The organism is Hymenobacter jeollabukensis, assembly GCF_005771675.1.
In the GTDB taxonomy this organism is placed as follows: Bacteria; Bacteroidota; Bacteroidia; order Cytophagales; family Hymenobacteraceae; genus Solirubrum; species Solirubrum jeollabukense.
In genome coordinates, this window is sequence record NZ_VAJM01000018.1 from 1 (window position 1) to 14,584 (window position 14,584).

Here is a 14,584-nt window from a genome sequence, read left to right on the forward strand (position 1 = left end):
GGGCCATCACGGCGGCCTGCACGTAGGTAAGAAGCGGGGACATAATCGCTGCACCGTTGGCGTCCTTTAAGGGAGCCCCGGTTTCCTGAGCGTGGCGGATGCCTACTCGCTGGCTGCTGGCCTTCAACTCGCGCAGGGCCTCTAGCTGCGCCACCTCCAATGTGGGAGCGCTCAGGGGGCGGGCCTGACTTGGATGGCGTGCTGCTTTGGCTGCGGCACTTGGTAGCTCACCGGTGGCCGCATCGAGCAGGTAGCGTAAGCGGGTCTGGTTCTCGTGGGCGCTGGTCGAGATGCCCACAATGCCGGTATCCCGGGCAAGGTTAAACTCCTTATGCACCTTCTGGAAATCGAGGCGATAACCAGCCTGGTGGCCCAGCTGCATCAGAACCGCTTGCATCGTGCGGCCGTTGCCCTCGCGGAAGGCGTGAACGTGGTTGAGGTGGTCGAGATAGTACGCGGCCCGTTCCACGAACTGCGGCTTGGATAGCCCTCTTAGATTATTCTCGGCAGTGAGTTGCGCCGTAATAGCGGCCACGTCGGCGCCCACGCGACGGTGGTTAGCGTAGGTCATCATGTGGTCGGCCTGTATGTTCACCGCAGGCTTATAGCCCTGAAATCCCCGGTCCTGGCGGGTTTCGCCGGCCCACGGGTACACGTCGTGAAATAAGTAGCGGTGCATGGCCCGTAAGTGCTGCTCGTCAAAGGAGCGCGGGATAGGGGGGATGACATAGGACGGGCCAACGATGGGCTCTAAGGGCTGCCTGGGGGCGACTAAGCCTACCTGCGCCCGAACGAACATCAGCCGCTTTATTGACAAGTCGGCTTCCAGACGGTCTAGCTGTGTCTCGCTGGTTGCGCGGACGTTGTTATAAAGCAAGCCATCGGCCGGGTTGGTAAAGAGGTCAGCCATAAAGGGGGTTCTTGTTGCAACAGGGCGGATTTACACGCTAAACGATTATCTGCTTAAACTATCTGTTACTTTGAGCCAATTATTAGCTAACAGCAGTTGGTCCTTAACTGAAAGACAATGAAAAACGGCCTTTTACTCTTCCTTCTTTCGCTAGTGATTACTAGTCATGCCAACGCCCAACTTAGCCGGTATAGCACCCTGCCAGAGCAGAAGGTACAGACAAGGTCTAACACCAACCAACGCAATTCCAATAGGGCTCTAGAACAGAGAGCAGCAGGTCAAGCGGCTTATGATAGCCAGGTAAAAGAGTGTATTTCGCAGACCAAAGAGATGTATGAAAGTGCTGGGACTTACCCACAGTCAATATCTGATGGCTGGCACAATACCATTATGTCTACAACGACTGGGAATGACTGTGGGGCTAACAGCTACCTGGTTGAAAACAACAGAATTACGAAATGGAATTATGAGGGCAAGCAATACATAGACATTACCAAGGGAGGCATCATAACCAATGGCAAGGCCATCTATTATATGGAGTTGGAAGGTGGCCAACCACTCTACTTCACTGTCTATTTCATGGATGATATACTGAAGAGATAGATACCAACCTCACTTCGGAATCCGCGTACCGGTTGCTGGTTTTCTGGCGTCTTCCCCCATTCCATCACAACTTCTTCTCTCTCAGTTTTCTAGCCCTGCTTCTAGCAACTCTAATGTTGTGCTCCTTTTGAGCCCTTGAGTAAATCACGTAGACATCCCAAAGTTCAGGGGCAGTCTTTTTGACTATTCTAGTAAGTTCCCTAAGACCTTCTTCTGTGAGTCGGCCGGCTCGATACACATCGAGACCAGTACATTTTTCTAAGCCAACCTTCAGAAAGTGCGAACCAACGCCGTTTTCTACTGAATAGAAGACTTCATGAGCGATTCCGTTCTCATCCCGTTCGACAAAATAGCTGGGACTCATTGGCATGTTATCCACCCAAATCTTGGGGTCTCCATGCGTAATCATACATCCTAAATAGTTGTCATTATCACACTTTCCAATCACTGCGAAAGGATGACGGGCTTCTTGTTCAGGAGTAGTGAATTTGCAGATATCTCCGGGTTGGTAGTCTGGCATCGGTATGTTAAATGGCCTCTGGGGTGGAAAAATATTTAAAAACCTATGCCTGAAAAGGGCACAAAAAACCCGGCAAGTGGCCGGGCTTAATGGGATGGGTGCTTAGAGGCTAACGATGCGTTCCTCAAAGTGCAAATACGGGCTGTACTCGTGCGCGGGCTCCACCTGGGGACCTTCGCCGGGGGCGTACTTGGCCAAAGGGTCAGGACCTGGTGCCGGGGCGTACTCGGCATCGAGGACGGCCGATAACTGCTCCAAGTCAATCTCACCGGCGATGTAGCGGTTCTGCAACTCCACGAGTTGCGCCGATGGGTGCCGGTTCTGGCTCATGGACACACCGACGGCGAACTTTACTACGTCGCGGCGCTGCTGCTCGGTGCGCTCGTTGTCGGAGAAATACGGGGTCTTTTCCATACTACAAGATACGTAATTGGGCTAGAAACGGGGGCCTCGGCGGCGCTGTTTGTCTGTTGTGGAAGTAGCGGGGGTAAGTGGGGGAGTGGGCAACTTTTTCAAGCTGGGGTGGTCGAGGGCCGGCGTATCAAAGGAGCGGCGAACCTTCAGCAACTCGGCAATTTCCTGGCCGCGCTCTTGCTGCTCCGGATTGCCATTTAGCAGTTGCTGTACACGGCTTTCAAAGACCCGGGCCACGGCTTCTTTCACGCCCTGGTCGGGCTGCTTCTGCTGCTCGGCCTGCTTCATCCAATCCAAGCGGTGCTCCCGGTCAATGCACGGCATGACACCGCTCAGCTTCAGCAAGGGATTCTCGCCGCCTAACAACTGGTCGCGGGGGATGGCAATAAAGAACTGCTTACCGACTCCCTCACCCCAATGCAGATTGTTACGAGTATGGCCTTCACCAAACTCGGCCGGCTGGGCTACCTGCACCTGCTCGGCCCTTAGTTCCCGCTGCAACTGGTAAAGCGCAACGTTCTGGCTATAGAGATGGGGGCTGTCCGGGTCCGGGCGGTAGGGGCCAACCTGCAACGCTTCGGCCAGTCCCCGCGCCTGCACCTGGTCTTTCTCGGTCAGGTACTTCATCAGCGTATCTGCGTCGGTGAAGTACACGCTGGCCGTGCTCTGGCTCTTTCTGATGACGTCGGCATCCCGAAAGTCGAACTGCACGAGCATCTTGCCGGCCGGTAGTCCTTTCTTGGGGTGTTCCCACTGGTCCACTCCGGGGTAAAGAGCGTTGCCCTGGTCGGTCATCGCCTGGCGGGCGGCGGTATCGGCTGGGGGAATGGTTACGCTCACTCCTTATGCCTCAAATGAGAACTTGCGGGCAGGCTGGTTGGGGATGCCCTGGCCGATTCGTACAAAGTGGCGGCTGTCGTGCAGCATCCCAGGTGAGAGGGTAATGCTGGCCGGAAATTCAAAGTGCTTGCGCAATAGCTCCACGTCGAGGGGCTCGGTAAAGCCATAGGTACCCAAACCGTCGCGGTTGAACTGGAACTCGTCACCGGCTGCTGGGGTGTAGCCCTGGGCCTTCAGAAACTCAATGACGGGAAGCAAGTGGTCGGTGTCGCCGCCGTTAGGTGAATCCTGGGCAATGACGGTTTTTGTGAGGGCCTGGCTCATATCTAACTTGGGCTGGTTGGCCGGCAAGTTAAGAACTTGCCGGGGCTGCTGTCGCTGTTGCTGCCTGCGTTTCAAAGCAGACGAAGAAAGGGAAAGGCTCATGGCAGGGTAAGGATGCTATGCTTGAGCCGGCTCCCAAAATACGCGCACGTTAGCCACGGAGGTCCGCTGGCGGGCTAAGGCAAGGTCATAGCGTTCCTGCACGGTCAGCCAAAACTCGGCCGTGGTGTTACGGAATGCCGCGGCCAGGCGCAAGGCCATTTCCGGCGTCACGCCCTGGCGCTTGTTAAGAATGGCCGACAAGGTTTTGCGGGTGGTGCCCAACCCCTCGGCCACTTCTTCTATGGTCAGTTTTTCCCCGGTTTCTTCGCGCAGCCCCTCAATGGTTTCGCGAATCAAATCGCCGGGGTGGGAAGGATTGAACATGGGCATGTTGGTGGGCGCTTTCTTACGAGTGGGTCAGTGGTAATCCAGGTAATCAACGTCTAGCGCATCCTCGCCCTCGAAGCGAAAGATGATTTTCCAGTTGGCTTTCACCTTCACCGAGTAGAAGTCCTTTCGGTCCCCCTTCAGTTGGTGGTAATCGGAACCGGGCGTGTTCATTTCCTCGGGCCGTTTCACGGCATCAAGGCGGGTGAGCACATTAGTAATTCTAACTAGATGGTCTGCGGGGAGCTTGGAGGCATCGCCTTTTTCATACAGCTGCTTGAGCGGTTTGCTCTGAAGGGAAAGTATCATCCGGTACGCGGGCGTTGTGAGGATTTCTGGTGCTGGTCATCTGTCGCTGGTAACGGGGGTTGGTTTCAGAAATACAACGCAAATGTAACCTGTAACGTTTCACGTTACATAAAAACTTTAAAAGAATCCTTCCTGCATGCTACTGCTCCGCTTACCTACTTCATGCGCCTTAAAGCTCAAGTCTCAGAAGTCCTATTAGGCACATATAAGCACGATGGGTGGGGATACAGATAGCTTCTGCAACCCCACCCACCGTGATTACAGTGCTGGCTCGTGTTTGCCCTTGTTTGCCCCAAGAGGGTGCCTGGGACAAGTAATTGAGGTCAGCATGGAGATGGACGACTGCTTGCTACCGCAGTTTTTGCAAGCATACTGGCTCTTTTCAGAGCCTTCATATAAGGCGTGCTTCCCTTTATTAGCACCGAGGGGATGCCGTGGGCATGTGATAGAAGTCAGCATGGAAATGGACGACTGCTTGCCGCCACAATGTTTACAATAAAAGTTGCTCATTTATATATTAACAAAAAGTGTTATTGCCTACTCTATACAGTTTTCGGCTTCCCTGTAAGTGCTCTCTAAGACACAGTTGTCAATGATGATGCAGCCTGCCTTTTCATGCCGACTACAAGGTCTCCATGATGAACTTGATGATTGTCTCCTTTCTGCTTTTAATCAATTCTTTGCTCCATATGCCTGCTTTTTCGCTTAAGGTCTGTATTTCCCGCTGCTGTGCAGAATGAGTGTAGGAAGCACGCTTATCCTGAAACGGCTTGTTGCCAGCCGAACAGTTGTGTGACTTGGAAAGAAGCAGGTAATTGCCAAGGCAGTCGATGTACTTGTTGCGAAAGTCATCATCGTACAGGGGATAACCAGCTGCTACCGGTTCGCCTTTAGGAGGGGTCTGCGGGGCAATATGCTCAAGTTCCGGGCTCTCTATTGCGTCAAATCGCGCTAGGGCATACCCGCGCTTTCCGTTGCTCGCCAAGTGGTTCTCGTATTTCCATAACAGGAACTTGGCAGTAGAGGGGTGCAGCCACCCTTGCAGCGCGTTTTCCAACTCCGTGTTGTTCCAGTAGGCAAACCACCAGTCAGTGGTGGTCTTTAAGAAATCGACCTGCTTCACTATCGGCTGGATAGTCGGCTGGATAGGAGGATTATCTTGCTTAAACTTGGCGTATACGTCGCTGAGGCGAGACGTCAGGACCGCCTTGGTACCGATAATACGGCTGCGCAGGACCACTGATTCCAAGGAAACACACAGTTGGCAGATGTCCTCGACCGGCAGGCGGAAGGAATAGGCCTTGATGATAAACGGGATTACTAGGCTGAACCCTCCGAGAGTTATCAGCGAATGAATTTCATGATGGCGTGGCTCGTCCTCGGTGTAGAAAGTTGTTAGGTGTTGAAAGCTAGTATAAAGCGACAGGGTAAATGCTTTGATGAATCCGATGGGATTTGAGCCAGCGAGCTTTTTGTTGACCCGTTCGAGTGGTGTGCTTTCCGCCAACGAATTGAAGTAGACCTGCGCGGTATAACCCAACACATCATCTTCCTTAAACTTGCTTTCAATCGAAGAGATGGACTTGTAGATGCTCTCAAAGCGTTCTTTAATTACATTGATGAGTTCATCCTTTTCATCCCCGCCTTGCAGGTGCACGGTGAACATGAACTGGGCCTTGAGCAACTCCAGGTTGGAAGGCTTCTTGCCGCGGTTGTTCTGAAAGATGAACATTTGAATGGCCTCTGATTCATCCTTTACCGGGTGCGTGGAACAGGTCGCGGAACTTACCGTAGCCAGCATCTTCACGAGGTAGGCTTCATCCTTCTCGGCCAGAACGCGGGTAAAAAAATCGAAGGCTGCCACAATGCGTTTGGCAGAAGTCGTTTTCAGTCCCCGATTATCAGTCCGTTCCTGGTCAATGACGTATTCCTTGAAGAGTTGCCGGTCATAACTCACGGTTTCAAAATGGTAGGTAGACCGTACCCGAAGCATGGACTCACGGCTGGTCTCTTCCTGCTCAGTCAATGGTCGCAACGCCTTCAGACGGGCAAACAATGCCGAGAGAAAGATGACAATGGTGGTGAGCCGCTGCTGGCCATCAACGACGGCGAAGTCCTCAACCGATTTTTCTTCAAAAAGAAAGTGCCCAAAGTAGTAGGCCGTTTTAGCTGAACTGATATTGTACTCCTCCAAGTCCCGGAGAAACACATTGACCTGCTTATTGGAATTCTCTTTCTTCGGGTCAGTATCCCACGAATAGGCGCGTTGATAGGAGGGAACGACAATTTTGTTGCCGTTCAGCATTTTCTTGATGGTAGTGGACGATTCCATTCAGTTGGGTTGATTGTGGTACTTAGGATTGTTCGGCTTGTGAATCGCCCTACTATGTGCTCTGAGGCGTTTGGCTGTGTTACATAGAGGCCCACGCTATGGCAGAGGCATGAATTTGCTTAACCTGCGCCCGGAGCGAAGCCGGGGCCAATACTTGCACTTGGTCACCGAGAGAGAGCAGTTCCATTAGCAGGTCGTGCGTGTTGTAGACGGTCAGCTGAATCAGTAGCTCCTCGTCCGTATCCACCAAAATCCGTTGCGAGGAATGGAGAGGAAACGATTTGAGGTATTGGCCTTGGGTCGGTTCCAGCCCCAACACAATTTCAGCTGGCGGCTCGTGGTCAGGGCGAATGATGCCAAAGCTGTGGGCGTAGTAGGTATTGGGCTCAAAGTCCGCAGGGGGCTCAAATGAAAGAACTGTCGATTCCAGCGCCCGGATGCGGTCGAGCCCAAAGCACCGCAGCCCCTGGCGGGCCGGCTCGTGCGCCAGCAGGTACCACCGGCCTTTGAATTCTTTGAGCAACAAGGGCGAAACAGTCCGGTTGGTGGGCGCTTCCTCCCAAAACTTATGGTACTGAAACGCGACCTGCCGGCGCAGTTGAATGGCGCGCAGCAACGGTTGCAACCATTCCGTGCCCAAGGGCCGACGGGACTCCCACTGCACAAACGGGCTCAGGGCCGTCGGGAGGCGCAGGAACTCCTGCAGTTCAAAGGCATCGAGCAGTCGCTGGTAGCCTTCCGGCAACGGGTCTGCCGAGACAATCACGTAGCCGCCGGCTCGCCGGTCGTGCCCAATGGTAACGCCAAAGCGCTCGGCGATTTGGGGCAAGTCCCGCTGCAGAGTGCGCTGCGAGTAGTTAGCGGCCAGGTCCCGCAGCGAGGACTGCTCCAACAGGTAGTCGCGCAACTCCTCAAAAGGCACCGCCCGCTTGAGGTGCTGCAGGCGCAGGACCACTAAAAGTTGACGAAGAAAATGGGCGTGGGTCGTCACAGAAGAAAGCAAGGGCTTCCGTTCGTCCAGGATTTCAACCGAATACGCTGCCCTATTTCATCCCCTGGAGTAGAAGGCAAACGGACGGTACCTGCTCTCCTGAAGAAGCGTAAGCAAGGTGCAAGGTAAGGATAAGTAGCGGCCGGCAAACTCCCTTTATGATGGCGGGCCGGCCTTATTTTCATTGTCGTAAAGGGCCATCAACATGCTCTCCTGCACCCACAGCAGACCCCACCGCTCGAACTTGTCGGTATCGGCTCCAAAGTAGCGCTGTGCCTGCTGCCAGCCTTCTTTCCCGGCCTCGACCAGTTCAGCCAGGCTCAGGCCCCGCCCCCGGTAGCGGCGGGCAACGGAAACCAGGAGCATATTGGTGTCCGGTGGAAGGCCGGGAGGTATCGGAGTGTTCAGCACCTCTTCCCGGGCTTGCTGGTCTTCCTCGGTCTGACACTCCAATTTAACAATGCGCAGCGGTCGTAGCATGGGGTTACTCAGAAGGGTAGGAGTTGTCTTACTGCCGGCTGACGAGCATCATCACCTGGATGCTTTCGCCGAGGGCCGGATTGAGGCCGTGCCCAAACACAACTTCGGCCTGGTCGCCGGCCTGGCTCACCACGTATTCCAGTAGGTAGGTTAGCTCGTCCATTTCCAATTCAGTCGCCGTTCCGCTTTGAATGGCCAGCAAAATCCGGTGGGCCGGTAGTGTAGCATCTCCGAGCACGGTGGATTCTGTCCACAGCTGCTGTCCGACAACTGCGGCGCGGTTGTGGCCCTCCCCGGTGGCCATGCCGAATTGAAGGCAGGTAGCCCCGGCCAGCAGTGCCCAAACGTCCTGGTGGTCTACATTGATATCCCCGGTATCCGCCAGGATGTGGTGCAAGACGGTCAACAGGCCGGATTTTGTGGCCGGTGTCAATGCCTGCTTGGCCGGCACGTCGGCGCATTCCTGTAGCCAGGACGTGAACAGGGCATCCGCCTGGGCTGGGCCGCTTGCGAGGGGTGGGATGAGTGAGGTCTGCATGGGTTGAGGTGCCAATTTTATACGAAGGTGCAGGCAGACGACGACAGAACGTGTCGTTCTCATCCGGGCCGGAGAATTGCTGCCGGGGTTAAGCTAAATGTTCGGGATATCTTCGATTTGCACCGACCGATTCTTTGGCTCTTATTAGGCCCGGCTGCTAATCCCCCGGCCCAAATCGAATGACCAACCCACTACTTTCAGACCAGGAAAGCGAGCTTACCGCGTTGCTGGATGCCTACCAGGAGCAGTTTCCAGCGGCCGAGAGCCCCATAACTTATATGATGGGGTTTGGCCCGGAACAGCTGTGCACCATTTTGCGGGAAGCCAACGGGCGGGAAATCGTATTCAGCTACCCCGAATTGGACCAAGGGGTACTCGATGGCTGCGTCTATCATTATAAGGAAGCCCCGGATGAAGCCGGGCGCGGTAACCCCATCACCTTGCAGGAACTGCTCTATGCCCGCGGCCTCCCGCGCACGGCCAAAACGAAGCTGGTGCGGCACCGCGATACCAGCGGTAAACTTGACATCCACGACCTCTACCGCAACCACCGGCCGGCTTTCCTCGACTACCAGCGCCAGCAAGGGAACCGCGTGTTTGACAAATGCGACTTCCTCGTGGCCTGCCTGGGCGAGCCGGGCAGCCAGTCTCGCTTTGTGGGGGTGTTTCAGGTGCAGGGCATCGAGCGCGAAACCGAAGAACATTACTACTACAACCTGGTCGAAGTGCCCGGCTTTGCCGACCTGAAAGAGCGGGTCATCTTTGACTGGGGCAGGGCCGCCATCAGTTGGCACCAATGGCTGCGGCCGGAAGTGGGCAAGACGGTACTGGAAATTCAGCCCAAGCCGTTCAGCCAGCCCTTTACCGACTACTTGGATTTCACCCTTTCGTTCGCGGAGCTGACGCAACTCGTCACCAACCAGTCGCCCCGCGACGAGTGGTACCGGATGCTCTCGGCCACGGCCGGGGTGTACTTGATACTGGACCAGTCCAGCGGGAAGCAATACATTGGCTCGGCCTCCGGCACGGAAGGCATCTGGGGCCGCTGGAAAGACTACGTGGCCACGCGGGGCCATGGGGGCAACGTGGAATTGGTCAAGCTCCTGGCCACCGACGCTCAGCACGGCCGGCATTTCCAATTCACCGTCCTGATGACCCTGCCCAAAACCATGACCCGGCCCGAAGTCATCAAACGCGAATACCTCTTTATGAAAAAGCTCGGCTCCCGCGCCCACGGCCTTAACCAGAAAGCATCCCATGAACAATAAGGCAGCCATTACCACGCACGCGGGCCTGACGCTCGACCTGGCCCAAATCAAGTGCTTCAAGCTGTCGCCGTTTCTCATCGACGGCAACGACACTCGGCAACTGCTGGTGGAGTACAAGACCCGGCCAGTCTATGTGCTGCACCCAGGCACGAAGCAGTGGGAGAAGGAATACCTGGCCGATGTCATTGCCTACGACTTCCCAAGCTATGAATCCGCGCAGGCCCACCTGAGCGAGTGGGAAGAAATCTGGCAGGACTACCTAAATGGGCAGGACTAACGGATTTAGGTAATTGCGATAGTTTGGCACGAGCAGCTTCTTCGTTCACTTGCAGCGCCTACGGTCCATCGCTGATGGTTCGTAGGCTATTTCTGTTGAACTGGCCCAAGCCCATCCGTGAAAATGCTACTCCTATCTTGTGTCCTTTCTTAGCACCCGCATCTTGTTAATATGGAAGAGGCTGAAGTAATCGCCGGTTGTGAACACCTCTTAGGGTTGATAAAGGAGCGCGACCGCAAGCTGCTGGTGTTGAAGTATGTCAACTTCCTGGATTGGTTCGGGATGGGTCTCCGGCGCAACCCCGAGCGGGTGGCCATCATTGACTCCTTTTTACAAGCCAACAACATCACCGTGTGGTGTAAGCGCGAGTCGCAAAGCTCTATCGCCCATTTTGACCGCCGCACCACCGACCGAATCACCTTCCGCCTCGAAGGGGCAGCCCAAACCATGCAGAACGGCCAGGACCAGATTAGCTACGACAACGCCGGGACCATCGAGGTCGCCAAGCAGGACAGCGGCATCGCCCTCTACCCTCACCAGAAGGAGGCCTTGCAGCATCTGAATGATAAAATCACCAAGTCCGGGAAGGTGCCCTTCGCGGGCTTGCTCGTCTTGCCAACTGGCGGCGGGAAAACCCTGACGGCGGCCCATTGGCTGTGCACCAACCTGCTTAACCAGAACAAGAAAATCCTCTGGATTGCGCACCGGCACGAACTCCTGGACCAGGCCAAGGCGACGTTTCACGAACGGCTGGCTTTTCAAGACATTCTGCGTACCAAGCCCTCCTTCAACTACCGCATCATTTCGGGCATTCACGACAAGCCGGTGCACATTCGGCCCACCGATGACCTCATCATTGCCAGCAAGGACAGCCTGAACGCCGGCTTCAAGTACCTGCTGGATAAATGGCTGGTTAACCAGGAAGAAGTCTTTCTCATCATCGACGAGGCGCACCACGCAACGGCCCGGACTTACCGGAAGCTCATCGAGAGCATCCGCGGCAGCGTCAAGCAGTTTCGGATGATTGGCTTGACCGCGACGCCCTTCCGCACCGTCGAGGAAGAGCAGGGGCTGCTGGCCAAAGTGTTCCCGGACGACATCATCTACAAGATTGACTTACGCAAGCTCATCACCCGCGGCATCCTGTCCGAGCCCGTCTTTGAGAGTGTCGAAACCGACTTCAACGTCTTGAGCCTGTTCAACAAGCAGGAACTGGACAAGCTGAACTACTTCGACATTGGCAGCATCGGCGAGGGAACGGCCAAAACCATCGCCCAAAACGACCAACGCAACTGGTGCATTGTCAACCGCTACTGCGAGAACAAGGCCAAATACAAGCAGACCCTCGTTTTTGCACTCAATCAGGACAACGCCATTGCCCTGAAAAAGCTATTTCAGCTGAAGGACATCCGCTGCGAGTACGTGCTCTCCTCCATTCGGGACCAAGCCACCGGCGTTACCATTTCCAGCAAGGGCAACAAAGAGATTATCCAGCGCTTCCGGGCCGGTGAACTGGACGTGTTGATAAACGTCAACATCCTAACGGAAGGCACGGATTTGCCCAATGTCCAAACCGTTTTCCTGGCCCGGCCGACCATCTCGCCGACGTTGATGACGCAGATGATTGGGCGGGGGCTGCGCGGCGAAAAGGCCGGTGGCACCAAGGAAGCCTACATCGTCAGCTTCATTGACAACTGGGAGGACAAGGTTGCCTGGGTCAACCCCGAGCGGTTGATAATCGAGGAGAACACGGACTTCAACGACACGCAGAAAAACACCCAAAAGCAGCTCGTCCGGCTCATCTCCATCAGCAAGATTGAAGAGTTCGCGGTGCTGGTGAACGACCACATCGACAAAGCCGACAAAGAGAAGCTGGAAAACATGCCCTTCATCGAGCGTTTGCCGCTGGGCATCTATCACTTCTCCCTGTTGAGTCAGTTCGAGGAGGAAGCCCGGGAGAAGAACTGCGAGGTTCTCGTGTACAGCAACCTCAAGCAGCCCTACGCCGATTTGATGCATGCGCTCCCCTCGCTGGTAGCAGGCCTGAAGGCCCCGGTGGCGGATTACCTGTCGGAAGCGCAGCTGCAGGACCTAAGCGCGACCATCGAGAGCAAGATTTTCTTCGGCCACGACCTGTACCCGGGGTACAGCCCGCAAGATGTCAAGGACATCGTGCAGTACTATTACCAAAGCGAATCGCTGCCGAGCTACATCGAGTTGCAGGACCGGGCCAAGTTTGACGTGACCAACGTGGCCAAGGATATTCTGGCGGGCGACTACAGTCGCTCGCAGGAAGAAGCCTACAAAAGCCAGCTGTGGGACGAGCACGAATCGCAGTGGAAAACCTTCTTTGGCCACGACAAGCGCTACTTCCTGCATGAAGTTGACTTGGCCATCCGCCGCATCAGCAACCCGGACCTCTACCAGCGCCCGACCATTATCCCCACCGACCGGAAGGAGCTACGCCGACTAGAGGAACTGCCGATGGGGGAAATCCGGGAGCAGAACCCGGCGTACTGGAAATGGCTCAGTGACCAGGTGTACGAGAAGCATCGCGATGCCGAAGGGTACTATCAAAGCGCGGAAGGCGATTACCGAAGCAAAAACAAGCTCGACTTTCAGTTGGACCACATCACGGCGATAAGCAATGGGGGGCTGACCACCTTCGAGAACCTGCAGTTGCTGACCCGAAAGCAAAACGCTGTCAAGGGAGCCCGGTAAGTGAAAGGGCTCCACTGTCTTCGGAAAGACCATAACTTCGCTACCTCTCCGCCTCATTCATTTGTTTATTCTATGAGAAGTCTCACTACGCTCATCTTCTTGTTTATTCTAACCAGTTACCGTCTGGTAGCGCAAACCACTACTGCCCCCACAGTAACCACAGTAGATGGCAAGGCTCGTATCGAGTTTATCGTATCAGCTGCCGGCGAACAGGATGCCCTTTTTCTGAAAGGAAAAGATTGGCTGTACAAGACCTATAACTCGGGCAAGACGGTGGAGCAGTACGACGATAAGGCTGCCGGACGGATAGCCGTTAAGGCCCGGACGCAAGAATTGAAATGGAATGCCGGGCTAGGCATTGTCAACACGGCCGGGGGCTTCACCTATAACATGACGCTGGATTTTAAGGAAGGCAAAGGCCGACTCATTATCGAAGACATCACTTATCAGAAAGGCCAGCTAAAGGATGCGATGATACTGGCCTCGGGTGCGGATTTGGCCGACACGTTTCCGGCCAACTGGCCCACGCTCGGGAAGAAAGCGATGACGAAGCACTGGAACGAAATGCAAGCAGCCGGCACGAGCGAACTGCTGGCGCTGGCGACTTCCTTTCAAAGCGCACTGACGAAAAAGGGAGATAACAAGGATTGGTAGCTCTCACCGAAAAAGCCGTGCTTATCAAGCACGGCTTTTCAAAACTTAGTTTAGGTACGATAAGCCTTCATTATCGTACCTAAACTATCACTACATTTGTTGCCGTAAAATCATTGGTAAGTATGCTCCATTTCGATAACGCTTGGCGTTTTGAATCGCCCGGTTCACTGCACCCACAAGTCTCCCAAGAATTCCTTGAAATCATCGGTAAACTAGCGCAGGGCAAGCAACAGGTATACGAACACTTCAAAACGTACCTTGCTTCGGTGTCAGGCACTGTGGCTTCACGCAGTTCCAATGCGAGTTGGGCGTATACTGATTTGCAACACGCTATCGATGAAGCCGCTAATAATGCGCCCATGTGCATCGAAGCGTTTTATTCTGCTTGTCAAGAATTCAAAGATGGCCCGGTTCTCGGCCATGAGCTGATAAATCGCATTCTGGCGAAGCACGGTGAACCGTACCAGATTAAGCCGCCCAACCTGGAACGGCTCGAATCCGGTCAACCGGTAACCAAACCAGAGGTACCGCTGTCATTAGCACAACAGGCACAAGATATCATCCACGCATCTTTCGCCGAATCGCAGCGGCTGTTAGCAGAAGGCCGGTATCGGCCCGCAGTGCAGGAAATCCTATGGCTGTTGGAAACAGTATCAACTGCCTTTCAGGGGATGTCCACTAGCGAGAGTGAGACAATACAAGGAAAGTATTTCAATAAGATTGTCGACGAACTGCGAAAGCGAAATCAAGGCACGGCTCTGGAACAGGTCATCGGATGGTTGAAGACGCTGCACGGGTATTTGTCTGCGCCGGCCGGCGGAGGCATTCGACATGGGATGGACCTGAAAGAAGGAGTAGCCACGTCAGAGGGTGAAGCCAAGTTGTATTGCAACCTTATTACCAGCTACACTAATTTCCTTCTTTCTGAGTACCAACGATTAAGTTCAAGCTCTGCAAAGCTTGATTAAGAGCCT

The 14,584-nt window shown here is 54.7% G+C and carries 17 protein-coding genes; 6 read left to right on the plus strand and 11 right to left on the minus strand.

Annotation, left to right across the window (positions count from 1 at the left end; genetic code table 11):
• Positions 1–910 (minus strand): Fic/DOC family protein (locus FDY95_RS23995; protein WP_138081919.1); only part of this gene is annotated, 910 nt, incomplete at its 3' end.
• Between the two features lie 117 nt (positions 911–1,027).
• On the opposite strand from FDY95_RS23995, the gene FDY95_RS24000 reads away from it, so the two are divergent.
• Positions 1,028–1,513: a hypothetical protein gene (locus FDY95_RS24000; RefSeq protein WP_138081921.1), complete on the plus strand. Its 486-nt coding sequence runs from the start codon at positions 1,028–1,030 to the stop codon at positions 1,511–1,513.
• 64 nt (positions 1,514–1,577) lie between these two features.
• Here FDY95_RS24000 and FDY95_RS24005 read toward each other — a convergent pair whose 3' ends face one another.
• The 10 genes from FDY95_RS24005 to FDY95_RS24055 form a co-directional block, all read right to left on the minus strand.
• The gene (locus FDY95_RS24005; RefSeq protein ID WP_138081923.1) at positions 1,578–2,033 is read right to left on the minus strand and encodes a hypothetical protein; all 456 of its coding nucleotides are present in this window, start codon (positions 2,031–2,033) and stop codon (positions 1,578–1,580) included.
• A gap of 102 nt (positions 2,034–2,135) precedes the next feature.
• On the minus strand, positions 2,136–2,447 hold the full coding sequence (locus FDY95_RS24010) for an antitoxin VbhA family protein (protein WP_138081925.1): 312 nt from the start codon (positions 2,445–2,447) through the stop codon (positions 2,136–2,138).
• A gap of 21 nt (positions 2,448–2,468) precedes the next feature.
• Positions 2,469–3,287, minus strand: coding sequence for a hypothetical protein (locus FDY95_RS24015; protein WP_138081927.1), 819 nt, complete (start codon positions 3,285–3,287; stop codon positions 2,469–2,471).
• A gap of 3 nt (positions 3,288–3,290) precedes the next feature.
• Positions 3,291–3,713 (minus strand): hypothetical protein, encoded by a 423-nt coding sequence (locus FDY95_RS24020; RefSeq protein WP_138081929.1) that lies wholly within the window; start codon positions 3,711–3,713, stop codon positions 3,291–3,293.
• 15 nt (positions 3,714–3,728) lie between these two features.
• Positions 3,729–4,037 carry a HigA family addiction module antitoxin gene (locus FDY95_RS24025; RefSeq protein WP_317129515.1) on the minus strand — a complete coding sequence of 103 codons (309 nt, stop codon included), beginning with the start codon at positions 4,035–4,037 and terminating at the stop codon, positions 3,729–3,731.
• A gap of 33 nt (positions 4,038–4,070) precedes the next feature.
• The gene (locus FDY95_RS24030) at positions 4,071–4,349 is read right to left on the minus strand and encodes a type II toxin-antitoxin system RelE/ParE family toxin (protein WP_138081933.1); all 279 of its coding nucleotides are present in this window, start codon (positions 4,347–4,349) and stop codon (positions 4,071–4,073) included.
• A 622-nt stretch (positions 4,350–4,971) separates the two neighbouring features.
• Positions 4,972–6,681, minus strand: a complete 1,710-nt coding sequence (locus FDY95_RS24040; RefSeq protein ID WP_138081937.1) for a DUF262 domain-containing protein — start codon at positions 6,679–6,681, stop codon at positions 4,972–4,974.
• Positions 6,682–6,760: 79 nt separating this feature from the next.
• A complete protein-coding gene (locus tag FDY95_RS24045) occupies positions 6,761–7,672 on the minus strand; it encodes a helix-turn-helix transcriptional regulator (RefSeq protein WP_171025832.1) in 912 nt (303 codons plus the stop codon).
• A gap of 156 nt (positions 7,673–7,828) precedes the next feature.
• Positions 7,829–8,152 (minus strand): sigma factor, encoded by a 324-nt coding sequence (locus FDY95_RS24050; RefSeq protein WP_138081941.1) that lies wholly within the window; start codon positions 8,150–8,152, stop codon positions 7,829–7,831.
• A 28-nt stretch (positions 8,153–8,180) separates the two neighbouring features.
• A complete protein-coding gene (locus FDY95_RS24055) occupies positions 8,181–8,690 on the minus strand; it encodes an FtsZ/tubulin family protein (RefSeq protein WP_171025833.1) in 510 nt (169 codons plus the stop codon).
• Between the two features lie 179 nt (positions 8,691–8,869).
• On the opposite strand from FDY95_RS24055, the gene FDY95_RS24060 reads away from it, so the two are divergent.
• The 5 genes from FDY95_RS24060 (at position 8,870) to FDY95_RS24080 (ending at position 14,578) form a co-directional block, all read left to right on the plus strand.
• Positions 8,870–9,958 (plus strand): GIY-YIG nuclease family protein, encoded by a 1,089-nt coding sequence (locus FDY95_RS24060; protein WP_138081945.1) that lies wholly within the window; start codon positions 8,870–8,872, stop codon positions 9,956–9,958.
• Positions 9,948–10,235: a hypothetical protein gene (locus tag FDY95_RS24065; RefSeq protein ID WP_138081947.1), complete on the plus strand. Its 288-nt coding sequence runs from the start codon at positions 9,948–9,950 to the stop codon at positions 10,233–10,235. Before FDY95_RS24060 ends, FDY95_RS24065 begins: the two co-directional genes overlap by 11 nt.
• Positions 10,236–10,406: 171 nt before the next feature.
• Entirely contained in the window at positions 10,407–12,956 is a 2,550-nt protein-coding gene (locus FDY95_RS24070; RefSeq protein WP_138081949.1) for a DEAD/DEAH box helicase family protein, read from the plus strand.
• Between the two features lie 72 nt (positions 12,957–13,028).
• Positions 13,029–13,610, plus strand: coding sequence for a DUF4468 domain-containing protein (locus FDY95_RS24075; protein ID WP_138081951.1), 582 nt, complete (start codon positions 13,029–13,031; stop codon positions 13,608–13,610).
• Positions 13,611–13,732: 122 nt separating this feature from the next.
• Entirely contained in the window at positions 13,733–14,578 is an 846-nt protein-coding gene (locus FDY95_RS24080) for a hypothetical protein (protein WP_138081953.1), read from the plus strand.
• Positions 14,579–14,584: the final 6 nt, after the last annotated feature.

Coding starts and splice junctions, on each gene's coding strand:
- FDY95_RS24000 (WP_138081921.1), top strand. CDS start 1,028: ATGAAAAACGGCCTTTTACTCTTCCTTCTTTCGCTAGTGATTACTAGT.
- FDY95_RS24005 (WP_138081923.1), bottom strand. CDS start 2,033: ATGCCAGACTACCAACCCGGAGATATCTGCAAATTCACTACTCCTGAA.
- FDY95_RS24010 (WP_138081925.1), bottom strand. CDS start 2,447: ATGGAAAAGACCCCGTATTTCTCCGACAACGAGCGCACCGAGCAGCAG.
- FDY95_RS24020 (WP_138081929.1), bottom strand. CDS start 3,713: ATGAGCCTTTCCCTTTCTTCGTCTGCTTTGAAACGCAGGCAGCAACAG.
- FDY95_RS24025 (WP_317129515.1), bottom strand. CDS start 4,037: ATGTTCAATCCTTCCCACCCCGGCGATTTGATTCGCGAAACCATTGAG.
- FDY95_RS24030 (WP_138081933.1), bottom strand. CDS start 4,349: ATGATACTTTCCCTTCAGAGCAAACCGCTCAAGCAGCTGTATGAAAAA.
- FDY95_RS24040 (WP_138081937.1), bottom strand. CDS start 6,681: ATGGAATCGTCCACTACCATCAAGAAAATGCTGAACGGCAACAAAATT.
- FDY95_RS24050 (WP_138081941.1), bottom strand. CDS start 8,152: ATGCTACGACCGCTGCGCATTGTTAAATTGGAGTGTCAGACCGAGGAA.
- FDY95_RS24055 (WP_171025833.1), bottom strand. CDS start 8,690: ATGCAGACCTCACTCATCCCACCCCTCGCAAGCGGCCCAGCCCAGGCG.
- FDY95_RS24060 (WP_138081945.1), top strand. CDS start 8,870: ATGACCAACCCACTACTTTCAGACCAGGAAAGCGAGCTTACCGCGTTG.
- FDY95_RS24065 (WP_138081947.1), top strand. CDS start 9,948: ATGAACAATAAGGCAGCCATTACCACGCACGCGGGCCTGACGCTCGAC.
- FDY95_RS24070 (WP_138081949.1), top strand. CDS start 10,407: ATGGAAGAGGCTGAAGTAATCGCCGGTTGTGAACACCTCTTAGGGTTG.
- FDY95_RS24075 (WP_138081951.1), top strand. CDS start 13,029: ATGAGAAGTCTCACTACGCTCATCTTCTTGTTTATTCTAACCAGTTAC.
- FDY95_RS24080 (WP_138081953.1), top strand. CDS start 13,733: ATGCTCCATTTCGATAACGCTTGGCGTTTTGAATCGCCCGGTTCACTG.